This window comes from Rhizobacter koreensis, from assembly GCF_013366375.1.
Classification (GTDB): Bacteria; Pseudomonadota; Gammaproteobacteria; order Burkholderiales; family Burkholderiaceae_C; genus Schlegelella_A; species Schlegelella_A koreensis.
Genome location: NZ_JABWMJ010000015.1, coordinates 13,313 through 29,114, shown reverse-complemented (window position 1 = coordinate 29,114; position 15,802 = coordinate 13,313). Strand labels below are relative to the sequence as shown.

The following is a 15,802-nucleotide window of genomic DNA, read 5'->3' as shown; positions in this document are numbered from 1 at the left end:
CGTTCTCCTTCGTCAGTGGTAGTAGTCGGGGCCGCGCACGTTCTCGTGCGGCGGCAGTGCCGCCTCGGCCGGCGTAGCCGGCACCTGCTGGCGATCCAGCCCTGCGGCCAGGATCGAGTTCACGCTGCGGTAGGTCGGCGAGCGGATCGACATCGCACGGGCGCAGGCGGCTTCGAGCCGCGCATCGCCGAACTGGCGCGCCAGGCGCTGCAGCCCAAGGCAGGCGCGGTAGCCCTGCTCCGGGTGCGGGCGGTGCTCCATCTGCCAGCGCACGAGCGCGCCAGTGGCCGCGCCGATGCGCTCGCCCCAGGCAATGAGTCGCTGCGGCGTCCACTCCCGGTGCGCACGGTGCGACGCCGGCATGTGCTCGGCGGCGGTCGTGTGCGCGCCTCGCCGGCTGCTGTAGGCGTGCACGGCGACGCGCTGGTTGCCCGCCAGGATCTCGACCGTCGCGGCGGTGACACGCAGTTCGACCTTGCTGCGCACGAGGCGGTGCGGCACGCTGTAGTAGTGGCCGTCGAGCTCGACGTGGTAGTCGATGTTGACGCGGGCGCGCTTGAAGCGGGCGATCGCCATGCGGGTGGCCGGCAGTGCCCGCAGCTCAGGGCGGTCCAGGGCGTCGAACGCGCTCGCGCGGCAGCCGGGCAGCTTCTTGAAGGCTCGGTGGTTCAGGTCGAGCAGCAACTCGCGGATCGCGGCGTTCAGCTCCCCGAGGCTGAAGAAGCGCCGGTTGCGCAGGCGCGCGAGGATCCAGCGCTCGACCACTTGGACCCCCACCTCGACCTTCGGCTTGTCGCGCGGATGCGCGGGCCGTGCCGGCAGCACCGCGACGTCGTAGTGGTCGCACAACTCGTCGACCAGGCGGTTCACCGCCGGTTCGTAGCGGTCGGGCCGGGCGATCAACGCCCGTGTCTGGTCGGGCACGATCAGGCGCGGTACGCCGCCGATGAACTCGAGCGCGTCGATGATCGAGCCAACCCAGTCGACCGCGCTCTGCGTCGCCGTGGCGCAGGCGTAGGTGTAGTTCGATGCGCCGAGCACGGCCACGAAGATCTGGGCGCGGCGGATCTCGCCACCGGTCGCATCGAAGACCGGAACGGTCTGCCCAGCGTAGTCGACGAACAGCCGCTCGCCGGCGATGTGTGTCTGGCGCATCGAGCGCTTGAGCGCCGCCGCCCACGCGCGGTACTTGACGCAGAAGCTGGTGTACTTGTAGGCCTGCTCGCAGCCTCGTTGGTACTCCTCCCAGAGCAACTGCAGCGTGACGCCCGGGCGCTTGATCTCCTGGTGGATCCAGGGGTAGTCGGGCTCCAGTTGGCGGCTCGCGCGCGGCACGGCAGGCCGGTACAGCCGCGCTTCGAGTTGCTCGTCGCTGAGCGTCTGCGCGACCACCCAGTCGACGCCGGCGGCGCGCGCGAGCAGCACGAACTTGCCGATGGTCGCCTTGCCGATGCCCACTACGCGCGCGATCTGGCCGTAGCTCAGGCCGGCTTCAAGGTGCAGGCGCAGTGCCTGTCGAATCTGACGCATCATGATCCTGTTGGTGGGCATGGCAGGCCGAAAAATCGGCCAGCATGCCCGCGCTCAAGATCACCCGCGCGCTCCGCGATCGTCCACGATCAGGCTGAAACGTCGTCCACGATCAGCTTGAAACGGCGTCCACGTTCGTCTGAAACGGCGTCTACGATCGGCTGAAACGACCGTCTACGATGGGCTGAAATACGCAGTCTTCTCGCAATGCTTCGAGCTCCACGGGAGCCAGCGCAACGCGATCTGGCGCGTCGTGCAGTCCGGCAACACCGGGCTGTTCCACGCGGTGGGCGCCGGCAAGACGGCGATCATGGTGGCGGCCAGCATGGAGCTGCGTCGCTTGAGGCTGGCCAACAAGCCGGCCCACATCGTGCCGAATCACTGCCTCGAGCAGTACGCCGCCGAACTGGTGCGGCTCTACCCCTCGGCAGCCGTCCTGATGGCGACCAAGGAGGACCTGGCGGGCGACCGCCGGCGGGAGTTCGTGGCACGCGTGGCCACGGGCGACTGGGATGCGATCGTGATGACGCATTCGACCTTCGAACTGCTGCCCATGTCCGCCGGCTTCACCGCCGACTTCATCAAGGACACCATCCGCGAGATCGAGATGGCCGTGCGCATGTGCAGCGCGGACAGCCGGTCCAACAGGATCGTCAAGCAGCTCGAGCGCATGAAGAAGACCTGGAAGATCCGCCTGGAGCGGCTGGAGAATCAGGAGCGCAAGGACGACTTCCTATGCTGGGAAGCGCTGGGAGTCGACTGGCTCGCATACGACGAGGCCCACTCGGCCAAGAACCTGTTCCGTCACACCAAGATGGCACGCATCGCAGGCCTGCCACTGAGCAACTCTCAGCGCGCGTTCGACCTGTACCTGAAGACGCGCTACACGATGAACCTGTACCGGGGCGAGCATCGTGGCGTCGTACTGGCCACGGCGACCCCGGTGGCCAACAGCATGGCCGAGGTGCACACCTTCCAGCGCTACCTGCAGCCAAACACGCTGCGCTCGCTGGGCCTCGAGCAGTTCGATGCCTGGGCCGCCACCTTCGGGGAAACGGTCACGGCACTGGAGATCGCACCCGACGGCAGCGGGTACCGGCTCAACACGAGGTTCGCACGCTTCATCAACGTGCCGGACCTGATGACGGTGTTCTGCGACGTGTCGGACATCCGCACGCGCGAGATGCTGAAGCTGCCGGTGCCCGCCCTCAAAGGCGACAAGCCGAGGACGGTGACGTGCAAGCCGAGCGAGTCGCTGCGCACCTTCGTGCGCAGTCTCGTGAAGCGGGCCGAGCGGCTGAAGACCGAGCGTGTGGACCCGCGCGAAGACAACATGCTCATGATCGCCAACGAGGGCCGGCTTGCCGCGCTCGACATGCGGTTGATCAACAGCCGCCAACCCGCCGACCCCGGCGGCAAGGTGGCTCAGTGTGCACGCGAGGTGCACGACATCTGGCAGCAGACCGCAGGCCTCAAGAGGGCCCAGTTGGTGTTCTGCGACCTGTCCACTCCGAAGAGTGGCATGGCGTTCAGCGTCTACCAGGCGCTGCGCGACGAACTGATCGGGCAAGGCCTGCCGGCCGAGCAGATCGCTTTCATCCACGATGCAGAGACCGACTCACAGAAAGCCAAGCTCTTCCGACAGGTGCGTGAGGGCAAGGTTCGCGTGCTGCTCGGTTCGACCCCGAAGATGGGCGTCGGCACGAATGTGCAGCGGCGCCTCGTGGCACTGCACGAACTCGACTGCCCCTGGCGACCCTGCGACGTTGAGCAGCGCGAGGGACGGATCCTTCGCCAGGGCAACGAATGCGCCGAGGTGGAGATCATCCGCTACGTCACCGAAGGAAGCTTCGATGCGTACAGCTGGCAGACGGTGCTGACCAAGGCCAAGTTCATCGCGCAGGTGATGAGCGGGGACAAGGGCATCCGGTCCGTCGAGGACGTCGAACTGGCGACGCTGACCTACGCAGAAGTCAAGGCGCTTGCTTCGGGCAACCCGAAGATCATCGAGAAGGCCGGCGTCGATGCAGAGATCGCGCGGTATGCCTCCTTGTTGTCCGTGTGGCGCAACCAGCGCTATGCGAACGAATCCGAGGTGGCAGCGCTGCCGATGCGCATCGACAGCAACCAAAGGTTGCTCGTCGCGCTGGAGGCCGATGCCAACCAGGCGCAGTCGGTGCTTGCAGCGGATCTGGTCGTGAACATCCACCGTCGCAGCTACCGAGGGCGCGAGGAGATCGGCGAGGCGCTGCGTGCAGTGGTGCGCAGCGCCCGAGCATCCATCTCGCGTTCCGCGCGAGATGAGGTTGTCGGCTCGGTGGGCACGTTCGAACTGGGCGTTTTCATCGGACGCGCAGAAGACGAGGTTCACCTGTTCCTGCGCGGCGCGAGTTCACACGAGTGCCGCGCTTGCCAAACAGGCCCGGCCTTGCATGCGACCTTGATCGACACCATCCAGGGCATCGCGCCTCACCGCGACGACTGTGCTCAACGCCTGGCCCGCATGCGGGCGAAGCTCGACGGGCTCACCGCAGAACTGCTGCGGCCGTTCGAGCATGAGCAGCGCCTGGCTTCGTTGATCGTGCGGCAGCGCGAACTCGAAGCGGAACTCGATCTCGGGAAGGACGAAGTCGGCAGCGATGCCGTCGAAGATGTTCCGGAGAAGATGGCAGCCTGATCGCTGCAACCTCAGCCCCATCGCTCACGCGGTGGGGCTTTTTTCTTTTTGACGCGAGCCTCAGCCTACGCCGCGCTCGCTGCTGGCGTCGGCGGCCATCAGGCTCTCGAACTCTTCTGTGGGGAGGCTCGCCCAGTCGTCGCCAAGTTCGCTCTTGGCGTAGTGCTGGATCACCATCACCTGGACCAGCGGGGACTGCCATTCGCCACGCGCGAGGCGTTTCATGATGCTGGGGCTTGGCGCCGTGGTGGCATCGGCCTCATCGCGAACACGCCGGACCCACTCGAGTTGCTCGTCCGGTTCGAGCTTGGCGAATTGATCGCGGATCAACGAGAAGCGCCGGTGCCGCTCCGCGTCCTCGATGTCTCGTTGCGATCGGGCCACGGCCGGTGGCTTCGCAGGTTCGACCACGACCTGAACGCTCGATTCTGAGGTGGCGCCCTGCCCTGCCGCAGCCTCCTCGCGAGCCTTGTTCGCGATGATGGTTCGCAGGTAGGCGCCGGCGTTGCCGATGCGCGGGCGATCGCCCCCACTCATGAAACGCTCGTAGCGATCCAGGCCCTCGGTGACGGCGTCGACGCCATACGTGCGCTCGAGTTCTTCGATCACCGTGTCGCGGATCCCGAGCTTTCCGCCGCGCAGGATGTTGGTGACGTCCGGTGCCGCCGGCGCGATCCGCTCTGGCCGGCGCGCCATCTTCTTCACGCCGAACTGAACGTACTCGACCTCGCGCCCGCGCCTGAATTCGATCAGTTCGATCTCGATGTCGCCGAGTTCGTTGATCTCCTTGATGGCCGGCGTCACGAACTCGTTCTTGAACTTGCGCCAGGCGCGGACCTTGGAGGTCGGTGAGCTCCGTAGCGTCTCTGCCCACCATGACCAGTGCTGACGGCTGGTGACGCCCGCGGGGCTGTCGCGGTACCGCGCGCACATCTCGTAGAGCGCCACCGCACAGTAGGTCGAGAGTTGGCGCAGAACGGCGAAGTCGACCTGCGCCCATCGGGAGGGGCTGACCAACTCTTCGCGAATCGATGGCGGGTAGTACCAGGTGACCCAGTTCTCGCCCGCGCGCTTGTAGATGCGCACTTCCGCGAGCAGGTTGAAGATGCGCAGTTCGTCGGTGATCTGCGGCGCCGGAGCGCCCTCTTCTTTCCCGTTGGTGTCGAAGGTCAGCGGCAGTTGCTGCTCGGACTTCGACAGTGGCCGCCATTCGACCTTTGTCGAGATCATCTGATCGATGTACTTCTTCGCGTCGCTCGAGATGCTGTTGGTGGCTCCGAAGCCTCGCAGGATCGAGTTCAGCGGCGCGGCGAACCCGCCGTCCGGTCCCTCGGTTCCTGCGGCCGCCTGCATCTGTGCAAGGTGCAGCATCACCGAGTACGCTTTGCGGCCGGTGACCGTCAGCGAGCGATTGGTCGGCACGATCGCCAAGGCAATGACGGATTTGTGCAGCATGCCCTGCACCACATCCATCTGCCTCACGATCGCCGCGCCGCTCATGCGTCCATTCTAGGTCGCAGGTTTCGGTCAAACGTCCGGGTTGACCATCGTATCTTGGACGCTACACGTCAATCCGGTCTGACAATCACAACTGATCGACTCTACGGCTGCCAGGGGCCTGAAATCCCGGACACTTCGGCTCCGCTCTGATCACTTCGGCCTGGTGCCACGAGCCATCTGGCAGCCCGACTGGGGCCTGAAAAGTCGGACAGAAAGTTATCCACAAGCGCGAAAGTTATCCCCAGGACTTTCCGGACGCCTTCCAGTCGCTTCAAGGACGCTTCCGCGGTGATGTCCGGACGGCTGAGGCCGGGAGTCCGGACGGAGAGCCGCCTAACTCATTGATTTTCAAAGATTTTCCAGCCAAGAAAGTCTTGAACTATTGAACTTCTTAAACAGATCGACGACTGACCCTGGAGGGAGCCTTCAAAACGTCCTGAAATCCAGGTTCTACGTGGGCCGAGCACCAACTCATCTGCGATAGACGTGGAATGCATCGATGTCTTGAAAAAGCACTGCCTCACGTAGAATTGCGTTCATTGTCATAGCGCACTGCAAGGAACGCATGGATCCGACCACACAGGGACCTTCGGCTACCCACCCGATCTCGCTGAAGGCGATCACCGAGCAGGCAGAACGCGCCACCTCCATCGTGGCGCAGGCCCGCGGGGTGATGCTAGCGCCGGATGCCCGCAAGCTGCCACCAACGTTTTCGGCGACCCAACTCATCGAGCGCCTCAAGATCGAACGCTCGCAGTATGACTATCGCGTGCGCAATCCTGGCGGGCTTCCGACCGGGCGGCTGACTTCGACCGGGGCGCGTCGCGAGTTCACGCTCTCGGAGATGCGTCAGTGGGCTCGCCACTACCGGTCGGCCCATCTGCGACCCGAAGGTGGCGAGGCCATAACGATTTCCACGGCGCACTTCAAGGGCGGCAGTTCGAAGACGACCACCGCAACCACCCTCGCCCAAGGCCTGAGCATGCGGGGCCACAAGGTCTTGGTGGTCGACGTTGATCCCCAGGGCAGCATGACGACCCTCTTTGGATTCCTTCCGGATGCGGAGGTCGACGTCACCCAGACCCTGTTGCCACTGCTCAGTGGGGACGAGCCCGACGTCAACTACGCGATCCGGCCAACGTACTGGGACGGCGTGGACCTGGTGCCCTCCTCCTCCCCCCTCTTCTCGGCCGAGTTCATCCTACCGACGCGTCAGCTCAAGGAAGCTTCGTTCCAGTTTTGGCGCACGCTCGACTACGGGCTCGACCCCATCCGGTCGAAGTACGACGTGATCATCTGCGACACCCCGCCGTCGCTGTCGTTCCTGACAGTCAACGCCCTCATGGCGAGCGACGGCATCATCATGCCGCTGCCGCCGAGCAACCTGGACTTCGCGTCGAGCGCCCAGTTCTGGGATCTGTTCAAGGATCTGGCCGACGACTTTGCGGGGCGCGGCGCCGGCAAGGACTTCGCGTTCATCAACATCCTGCTGTCGAAGGTGAAGTACGCCGCGCCCAAGGACAACACCGGGCAATCGACCGCGATCATTCGCGAGTGGATCCAGGCCGCCTACGCCGAGCGCGTGCTGCCGGTGGAGATTCCCGACGTCGAGGCTGTTCGCACCGCCAGCAAGGAGTTCGGAACCGTCTACGACGCGAGTCGCGACAACGCCTCGACGCGCACGTTCAAGAGCGCCTTCGAGGCCTACGATCGATTCGTGGACCTGATCGAGCAGCAGATGGAAACGTTCTGGCAGCGCCAGGTGGGAGGTTGAGGTGGCTACTCCGAAGAAGGGGCAAGGGATCGCCTTCAAGATTCCAGACCATGTCGAGGCGCCCGCACCCGCGCCCGCAGCAGCTGCCGAGGCTCAGGCCGACGTGAGGCCAGCCGTTCCTCGCACCGGGGTGGGGATGCTCTCCCGCATGCTCTCCGGCGCAGCGGCCGATACGGAAGCCGTCTCGAAGCTCAATGCCGAGATCGAGAAGCTCAAGCTGCAGGTCGGTGAACAACTCATCGACCCGCGCCAGATCGTGCTGACGCGCTGGGCCGATCGCCATCCGGACTCGTTCTCGAGCCAGGCATTCATGGAGCTCAAGCGGGAGATCGAGAGCGCCGGCGGGAACGTGCAGCCGATCAAGGTGCGTCCCGTTCGTGGAGGTGCGGCGGAGCAAACGGATGGACCGCGCTTCGAACTGGTCTACGGGTCCCGCCGGACACGTGCGTGCCTTGAGCTTGGCTTGCCCGTGCGTGCAGTCGTCGATGAGAACGTCGACGACCAGACCCTCTACGTCCAGATGCAGCGCGAGAACCGTGGGCGCTCAAACCTCTCGGCTTGGGAGCAGGGCGTGAGCTATCACAAGGCTCTGAACGAGGGCTTGTTTCCCAGCGCAAGGCGCCTCGCCGAGCAGATCGGGCTGGACCATAGCAACGTCGCCAAGGCACTGCGGGTTGCGGAACTGCCGCAGGAGGTGGTGGGGGCCTTCCGCAGCCCCGTGGAGATCCAGTTCCGCTGGGCTGTGGCGCTGGACAAAGCCTTCGAGCAGGATCCCGATGCTGTTCTTGCCGCCGCTCGGTCACTGGCGGGCCGGTCGCCGCGCCCGGCCGCAGCGGAGGTCTTTCGCGTTCTGACCGATGCCGCATCCCGCAAGCCCAAGGCCAAGGCGAAGGAGGTGACGCAGACCTTCGTGTTGGCAGACGGGAAGAAGGGCGTAATCCGGGCAGGGAAGGGTGGGGCGGTCAATGTGGAATTGCCGCGGGGTGTGCTTTCGCCGACGCGCTGGACCGCCTTCGAGACGGCCTTGCAGAAGGTGCTGGCCGAGCTTCAAGACGCACCCTGAAATGGCTGCGTGGTACGGTACCACGCAGCCGATTCCGACCCTGTGAACGGCGTTTATCCGGCGATACACGACCGGTCTTGGGCGGCCTCCGCTGGGCCGCCAGAATCGCTTGGGAGGTGAGGTGTGGTTCCGTACCACACCGACTTTTCCAGCCGGGTCCGGACACCAGAAAGCGGGCTGTGGTTCCGTACCACACCACCCCTTCAAGCGCCTACCGCGGTGGCGTTTTAGCCCGTCGCGCGACCGGTTCCCCGATGCCGCAGTCGGTTCCCGCTCTCTGCATCGCCCTAATGCCTCGGACGATGTCGGTGGCGTCGGCCTTCACGTAGACCGAGGTCACCCGCAGATCGGAGTGACCGAGCAGGCTCTGCAGCACCTGCGGCTGCATCTGCTTGACCGCGGTGTTTGCGAAGGTGTGGCGCAGCCAGTGCGTAGACGCTCCAAGGAATTCGCTCGCTTCCGGTGCGTCGCTTCGCGAGGCGGCTGCCACAGCTGCATCGCGGAAGAACCGCCGCAGGAGCTTGTAGATGGCCGAACGCTCCAGTGCACCGAAGCGGTCAGCCTGCGAAGAAGCCGCGCGATCCACGAAGGCCACGCCCAGATGGTCAAGGGTTCGACGAGGGGGAGGGCGCCTCAGGATGCCCACCAAGGGCCGCCACGCGCGCAAGGCCTCCCGCTCGAGCGCATCGGCCAGACTGCCTGCGGAAGGGGTGCTGGCGCTAACAGCCCTATCGTCGCCGCGGCGCAGGGTACGCTCCCCGGCGGCCGACGTCGCAAGGCTGCCCGGAATCTGGACTTTGCTGACCGAAGGATCGAAACCCAGACCAGCCGCATCCATGTCGCGGTGGTGCTGCTCGATCAGCGCCTTGACGTGGTCCAGGACCACGACCGTACGCAGCTTCCCGCCCTTGCCGACCACTTCGAGCAGCCAGGCGGACTCACCGTCCACCTGCTCCTGCCGGAACCCCTTCATGCGGGTCGTGGCCAGTTCCGACAGGCGCAATCCCGTGGTGCTTCCGAGTTCCAGCAGCAGTTCGAGGCGGCGCCGCTCTGGAGTGTCCGGCTTTTCATGTAGCACCTGCTTGGCAAAGGCCCAGTGGCGATCGCTGAAGGAGCGCCGCACGTCGATGCTGGGCTTGAGCAGCCCGAGGGTGCGGCCCAGATTGGCCATGGCGTTCGCCCGCAGGTACCCCTTCTCCAGCATCGTGCTGAACATGCTGCCGAGCACGGTGAACTCATGGCGCTGGCTGTTGCGGCCGAGGGGGCCCCGGAAGGGCCGCCAGGAGGGGTCCTCGCGGCGCACCATTCGCTCCTGCACCCAGTCGGCCGGCGGGGCGGCCAGGAAGGCCTGGTAGGCCTGCAGATCGGGCTCCTGGAGCGACGAAAGCGCCTTGCGCTGTACGTGGGTGCACCAGAGGTAGAAGCGCTCGGCCACGCGGGTGTAGTCCCGAAGGGTCTGGCCCCGGTAGCGGCTGAGCCACTGGGAGATCGCCTGGACGTCGGTCGCGGCACCCCAGACGTTCTCTTCTTGCGAGCGGAAGGCGCCGACCCGCCCGGAGAGGGCGTCCGGAAGGGTGCCATCGAAGATGGGAACGAGCGCAAAGCGCTCCACCCCCTGCGTTCCCCCCATCTCCCGCTTGCGCAGCAGCGCCAGGTCGGTCTCCGGGCGCCTCGCGGCCTCTTTCAGCGGGCGGCCGCGTGCCTCGGCCAGCGGCGCGAGCCAGCCCAGCAGGCGGCGCGCGCGCACCACGCCCATCCGGGCCACCCGCCGGTGCCAGCGGAAGCCGTAGATGTTGATGAAGTTGATCAGGTCGCCCAGCGACTTCACACCGACCTTGGCCAGGTCGCGGGGCATCCCGGCCCCCAGCCAGAAGCCGGTCTCATCTTCCAAGCTCGGCTCACGGGCCAGCACGTTCTCGAGCGTTGCAAGCGCTTCCAGCACAGCCTTGCGCTGCGCTAGTGTGAGGCGGGATGCCGGCTCGGCCCCGACCGCTTCGGCCCGCCTCGCGTGCGTCGTGGCGGACAGGGCAGGGGAGGGCGCCGCCGCGAAGTGTCCGGCTTTTCCTGCCCCCGAGGAGGACTCGCCGACGGGCTCGCCGAACTCCTCCACGTAGAGCTCGAGCCACTCGGCCTCCGTGTAGAAGTCCTCGTCGATCCCGGTCCTGCCGCAGTACCGCGACCGCCAGTCCTCGAGGGTGGGGGAGGGCGCCCGGGGGGAACTGGCAGCCACCTCGCCTTCCGCTGCGCTCAAGCGTCCGGCTTTTCCTGCCCCAGACCCCGCCCGAGCGGGCACGAAGTCGGGCAGGGCTCGCAGCGCCGACACCACTTGGCCCGCTTCGGAGGCTTTGCCACGTTGAGGTCCCGCGTGGTCGATGACGTCGACCAGCTGCCGCAAGCGGCTTGCGAAGTGCCGTCTGTCGATCGGTCCACCGGAGAAGGCGAGGTACCGCTTCCACGCGTGCTCGAGGTCGATGCCATCGACCAGCGCGCGCAGGAAGGCGAAGTGGTGGCGGCCGAGTTCGCCGGCGCCAGCACTCAACAGCCGGGTCTGAGCGCCACGAGGGCGGCCGCGGCGACGCGGCAGGGGCGATCCGCGACCATCAGCGTCGCGATCGGCCGGTTTTCCCTCGGTAGCAGCGACTGCAGTGCGCTCCAACGGCACTCCCTGGATAGGCAACCAGCACTATAGAAGAATTTTCGCGATGTCCTACTAAGCGTTGTTATCAGGACGTCATTTGGTAGTGAATATTCTGGGGCTGACGACCAGACCTCGTGGCGGCCCGCTGGAACAGCATCGCCCGCCTTGCGATCCGTCGGGCAGCGCTGACGCAAGGGCCCGCATCGTGCAGCGGTGTCGCCGTCGTTCGGGCGGCCCTGGCTTGGGCAATGCCACCACGTACCATGTTGGATGGGAAGTGGGCGCGAGGGGTGAGGGGTGAGGGCGTGAAGTTCGTATGCATCGGGTGGGGCTCCCTGGTCTGGGATCCCGGCGTTCTGCGCTGCGTTGGCGACTGGCAGACCGATGGCCCCACGTTGCCCCTCGAGTTCGCGCGGGTCTCTCGCGACGGAAGACTGACGCTGGTGCTGACCCCAGGGGCGGAGCCCGTCCCGACCTTGTGGTGCGAATTGGATTACCACACGGGGGAAGCCGCGCAAGCCGCGCTGGCTGGCCGCGAGGGAGCCGCCCTCCATGCCATCGGCCTGTGGCCAGGGCACCCACCGAGACACGCCACTGGCTACGCGGAGATCGCCCAGTGGGGCGCGGGCCGAGGCTTTGGCGCCGTGACTTGGACTGCCCTGCGCCCGAGGTTCGACGGCGTCGACGGTGCAGGGCCCAAGGACGCCGCCGCCGCGGCGTCCTACCTCGGCACTCTCACCGGGGATGCTCTGGTGCGTGCCAGCGAATACGTTCGGCGAGCGCCAGACCAAGTCAGGACCGGGTTCCGCGCGGCACTCGAGGCGACGTTTGCCGTGACCTAACGCCGGGAGCATGTCATGCCAGCACCGTGACGACCAGCCTCCGGGTGCCGGTGACTAAGGCCGGTGTCTGCATTTGCCTGCCGAGCCTTGTCCCGGGCTACCTGGATGTCGTGCCCGACCCTGTTTAACAAAGAAGGCGTACTGCGGGCGCATGCAGTCAAGGCGTACCTGTTCGACCTCGAGTTGACGTCCGCGCCGCAACGCAACGCGCGGCGGTATCGAAAGAGCCCCGGGGTTTCCACAACGGCGCATCGCCGTGCAAACCGTCTTGTTGACGTTGGGGCCTGGGACTGCGAGGAGCAACCGTCCTCGCCAGTCCGCCAGTCGCATCCAGGCAAGGTCAATCAAGGGGAAATGCTGCATTGCACAATGCATGCGTGATGCCTCCGAGACATCAAACCCCAGTCGCGCTCTTCGTGGCGTTGACCCGAGCCGTGCGCGAAGCTGCGGTGCAGGATGACGTTCGGATCCAGGCCTACGACGTCATTGATAGCATGGCACGGTTGGTCGGCCAGCCCAATTTTCGGCTGGAACTTGACGCGCTTGTCGCCCTGGCTTCCCGACACAGCCGGATCCATTCGGCGCTGCAACCGTTCTGGGATGATCTGTACTCGCTGGCGCCAGAACCGTAGAGCAATGTGGCACCGGAGCCTGTCGAGAGGGCGTCGACCAGCCACCGCCAGTCCGCATGGTGCAGGTCGCTTGCGCGCGGGCCGGTGGGAGTTGATGGCGGCATCGACAAGGGTGCCGCGGGTCCGGGCTGCTATGGCCTCGTTTCGCCGTTCCAGGAACCCGGCAATGGAGTCTTCATCTCGTTGCGACAGAATGTCGGTGCGTCATCCGATCAAAGGATGCGCAAGGCCGCGAGGGGCGTCAGCCTTGGGACAGGCGGGTAGTCGCTCGGATCGACAAGCTCCGTGCGACGCATGCTGACGGGACCGGCCGCAGCGCCGAAGCGGGTTGGAGGAGGAGCATGGCGACCAAACAAACGGCACGTTCGCGCAAATCTGCCCCCAAGGAGGCAAAGAAGCCTGCCGCGGCCAAGCCCACACTGGCCAAGCGCGCCGCACCGGCCAAACGCGTTGCCAAGAAGGCGACAGCCTCCTTCCGTGGCGAGCCCCAGGTCGCGCCGCGGGCGGCCGCAGCATCGTTCGCGCTCAAGTTCCCTCTTGGGAACGACGCTCGGGTCGTGCTCGATGGCTTGAGCCGTTCTGCGATCGACTCGTTCCTCACCAGAACCAACAAGGCCCCCAAGGACAAACCGCTTGCAGACCTCGCCACGGTGCAGGTCAAGAAGGGCGGCAGATGGGTTGGCGTTCCAGGCGTCGACGCCGGTGGACTTGCCGCCGCAGCGATGGCTGCGACCGGCGAACCTCCGGCCGCTTTGCCGGCCAGCAGCGCGGCCGCAGCGAGCAACGGGGAATCCGCCCCAAGCAGCTTGGTCGGCTTCGCAGCAAGCGAAGCAGGCTACTTGGGGGCACTGCCGGCCCGACTCGCCGGTATCGAACGCGGTGATTTGGGCAGGCTGCATCGTGCGGCCGGCGTCAGGCCCGCGACCATGGATGCGCGGCTAATGTTGGCGGTGATCAACCGCCAACGTGGCAAACAGGCTCTGTCGATCACTTCAGCGAACAGCAACGAAGTCGCTGTTGTTGCCAGAGTCGCGGACACAGCATTGTGGCGAGAACTGCCGGACGTGCTCCCAGGCGCGCAACTCGGGATGACGCCCGACGGTTCTGCCATCGTGACCGGTCGCGTGGCGATCGACCGGATCGAGGCCGTTCGCGTCGAGCCCGTGGTCCGCAGCCTCAAAGCCTCACAACTTGTCAGGCCCCAGCTGGAAGCGACGACCCGCACGATGCGCGTCCGCTCAGACCTGCTGCCGGCCGACGTCAAGCCGAAGGGGGGCGTGGGTACGGTGGTCGGAATCGTCGACTTTGGTGGCGACTTCGCTCACGGCAACTTCCGCAAGGCCAACGGCAAGACCCGGCTGCTGGCCATCTGGAATCAGGCTGGCGTCGCGCAGGTCAACAGTCCCTTCAACTACGGCCGCTTGTATACCCAGCAAGAGATCGATGCGGCGCTGCTTTCATCCGATCCGTACGCCGCGCTCGGGTACGGTCCTCGCCCGGATACGCCTTTCGAGCGCGGCTCCCATGGCACGCACGTGATGGACATCGCCGCCGGAAACGGGCGCGGAAGCGGCCTGGTAGGAGTGGCGCCGGAGGCCGACCTGGTGTTTGTCGAGGCGTCCGCGAACGACATCCCATGGCAGGGACCCGATGTGGTGAAGAACTCGTTCGGTGATTCGGTCCAGATGCTGGAGGCCATTCGGTTCATCTTCGACCTCGCCGGCGACAGGCCCTGTGTCGTCAACCTGAGCCTCGGGACCAACGGCGGACCGCACGATGGGAGCTCGTTGGTCGAGCAGGGTATCGATGCCATGGTCAGCGAAAAGCCCAACCGCGCAGTCGTCATCGCCGCCAGCAACTCGCAGGGCGACGGCATCCACACGTCGGGCCAGGTTCCGGCGACAGGCCTCGTCGAGGACCTCGTCTGGCGGGTTCGAGATCTGGTTGGCGGCGAGGCTGAGGTCTGGTTCTCCGGAGCCAAGCGGCTCGAGGTCAGCTTGATCGGGCCCGACGGAACCGTCGTGCTGGATGCGCTTCAGCCGGGGAACACGGCGGAAATCACCGATGAGCAGGGAAAGCTGGCCGTCTTTGCCAGCAGCCGCCTCGCTGAGCCGAACAACGGCGACAACGTGTTGGGCATCTACTTGGCGCCAGGTCTGCCCGGTGGCGATTGGACGATCCGGTTGCGCTCTATGGGTGGCGACGCGGTCGACTACCACGCGTGGGTCGAGCGCCTGGATTCGGCGCAGTCATCGTTCGCGCGACCCGTGCCGACACACACCTTGGGGTCGATATCGACCGGTCGGCTGTCGATCGTGGTGGGGTCGTACGACGCGCACAAGACGTCGTTCCCGATCTCCAGCTTCTCTTCGTCGGGACCGACCCGGGATGGACGCGAGAAGCCAGAGGTTTCCGCGCCGGGCGGCTTCGTGATCGCAGCGCACTCGCGCACCGGAACAGGCGTCGTCCGAAAATCCGGAACCAGCATGGCGGCCCCTGCGGTCACTGGCCTGATCGCGCTGATGTTGTCCGAAGCTGCGCGCAAAGGGGTTCAACTGTCGATCAACGACATCCGCGCCAAACTGGCCGCCGGGGCGGAGCAACTGCCGCCAGCGGCGGGAGCCTGGGATCCGCGCTACGGTGCTGGGCGCGCCTCGGCGAGTGCGATCTGACGCCAAGCGAGCGCCATGGACGCGTCTTGGGGTTTGCGCTATGCTGAACTTGCCCTATTAGGAGCAACTTGGCCTGCCAGCTTGTATCCGTACGACGGGGCCCCACCTGGCGAATCATGGCAATCGACCTGTCCAAGCTGCGCAAACTCGAGACGCCGTCGGCATCCATGCAGTCGCGTCGGCCGTCCGAGGACGAGAAGATGGTCGTGCTCGTCAAGCTGCGGCAGGGGTTCGCTCGGCCCAGCTATCTGGTCCCGCGCGGCGAGATCTCCGCAGCGATGTTCTCGACCGAGGTCCCTGCCTCCGCGCTGCAGCGAATCGAGTCCGATCCGGCCGTCGAGTCGGTCTCCATTTCCAAGAGTCTCCCCGGCATTCGCTGAAGGGGTTGTCTGCGGGTCGTCGCCGACGAGCCATGCGTCAGGGACTGGCGCATTTGCCTTGGCCGTTTCGGCCGATCCACGGTGCCCTGAACGC

The 15,802-nt window shown here is 65.8% G+C and carries 9 protein-coding genes; 6 read left to right on the top strand and 3 right to left on the bottom strand.

Going from position 1 to position 15,802, the window contains the following annotated elements:
• Positions 1–12 precede the first annotated feature (12 nt).
• A complete protein-coding gene (gene istA, locus HQN59_RS23065) occupies positions 13–1,551 on the bottom strand; it encodes an IS21 family transposase (RefSeq protein WP_176071497.1) in 1,539 nt (512 codons plus the stop codon).
• A gap of 232 nt (positions 1,552–1,783) precedes the next feature.
• On the opposite strand from istA, the gene HQN59_RS23060 reads away from it, so the two are divergent.
• On the top strand, positions 1,784–4,207 hold the full coding sequence (locus tag HQN59_RS23060; RefSeq protein WP_176071496.1) for a helicase-related protein: 2,424 nt from the start codon (positions 1,784–1,786) through the stop codon (positions 4,205–4,207).
• Positions 4,208–4,267: 60 nt separating this feature from the next.
• On the opposite strand, the gene HQN59_RS23055 is transcribed toward HQN59_RS23060, so the two are convergent.
• Positions 4,268–5,707: a replication initiation protein gene (locus HQN59_RS23055; protein ID WP_176071495.1), complete on the bottom strand. Its 1,440-nt coding sequence runs from the start codon at positions 5,705–5,707 to the stop codon at positions 4,268–4,270.
• A gap of 565 nt (positions 5,708–6,272) precedes the next feature.
• On the opposite strand from HQN59_RS23055, the gene HQN59_RS23050 reads away from it, so the two are divergent.
• Together HQN59_RS23050 and HQN59_RS23045 are read left to right on the top strand one after the other, a co-directional pair.
• The gene (locus tag HQN59_RS23050) at positions 6,273–7,481 is read left to right on the top strand and encodes a ParA family protein (RefSeq protein ID WP_176071494.1); all 1,209 of its coding nucleotides are present in this window, start codon (positions 6,273–6,275) and stop codon (positions 7,479–7,481) included.
• 1 nt (position 7,482) lies between these two features.
• Complete coding sequence (locus tag HQN59_RS23045) at positions 7,483–8,544, top strand: ParB/RepB/Spo0J family partition protein (RefSeq protein WP_176071493.1); 1,062 nt, start codon at positions 7,483–7,485, stop codon at positions 8,542–8,544.
• 211 nt (positions 8,545–8,755) lie between these two features.
• Here the strand turns inward: HQN59_RS23045 and HQN59_RS23040 are convergent, their stop codons facing one another.
• On the bottom strand, positions 8,756–11,083 hold the full coding sequence (locus HQN59_RS23040; protein ID WP_176071492.1) for a phage integrase family protein: 2,328 nt from the start codon (positions 11,081–11,083) through the stop codon (positions 8,756–8,758).
• A gap of 1,321 nt (positions 11,084–12,404) precedes the next feature.
• On the opposite strand from HQN59_RS23040, the gene HQN59_RS23035 reads away from it, so the two are divergent.
• The 3 genes from HQN59_RS23035 to HQN59_RS23025 all read left to right on the top strand — a co-directional run bounded on the left by HQN59_RS23035 (position 12,405) and on the right by HQN59_RS23025 (position 15,708).
• Complete coding sequence (locus tag HQN59_RS23035) at positions 12,405–12,656, top strand: hypothetical protein (protein ID WP_176071491.1); 252 nt, start codon at positions 12,405–12,407, stop codon at positions 12,654–12,656.
• A 341-nt stretch (positions 12,657–12,997) separates the two neighbouring features.
• Positions 12,998–15,328 carry a S8 family serine peptidase gene (locus HQN59_RS23030; RefSeq protein WP_217704286.1) on the top strand — a complete coding sequence of 777 codons (2,331 nt, stop codon included), beginning with the start codon at positions 12,998–13,000 and terminating at the stop codon, positions 15,326–15,328.
• 116 nt (positions 15,329–15,444) lie between these two features.
• Complete coding sequence (locus tag HQN59_RS23025) at positions 15,445–15,708, top strand: hypothetical protein (protein ID WP_176071490.1); 264 nt, start codon at positions 15,445–15,447, stop codon at positions 15,706–15,708.
• Positions 15,709–15,802: the final 94 nt, after the last annotated feature.

Excerpts from the sequence above, each read along its gene's own strand:
- HQN59_RS23030 (WP_217704286.1), top strand. The coding sequence starts at position 12,998 with ATGGCGACCAAACAAACGGCACGTTCGCGCAAATCTGCCCCCAAGGAG.
- HQN59_RS23035 (WP_176071491.1), top strand. The coding sequence starts at position 12,405 with ATGCCTCCGAGACATCAAACCCCAGTCGCGCTCTTCGTGGCGTTGACC.
- HQN59_RS23055 (WP_176071495.1), bottom strand. The coding sequence starts at position 5,707 with ATGAGCGGCGCGGCGATCGTGAGGCAGATGGATGTGGTGCAGGGCATG.
- HQN59_RS23050 (WP_176071494.1), top strand. The coding sequence starts at position 6,273 with ATGGATCCGACCACACAGGGACCTTCGGCTACCCACCCGATCTCGCTG.
- HQN59_RS23025 (WP_176071490.1), top strand. The coding sequence starts at position 15,445 with ATGGCAATCGACCTGTCCAAGCTGCGCAAACTCGAGACGCCGTCGGCA.
- istA (WP_176071497.1), bottom strand. The coding sequence starts at position 1,551 with ATGCCCACCAACAGGATCATGATGCGTCAGATTCGACAGGCACTGCGC.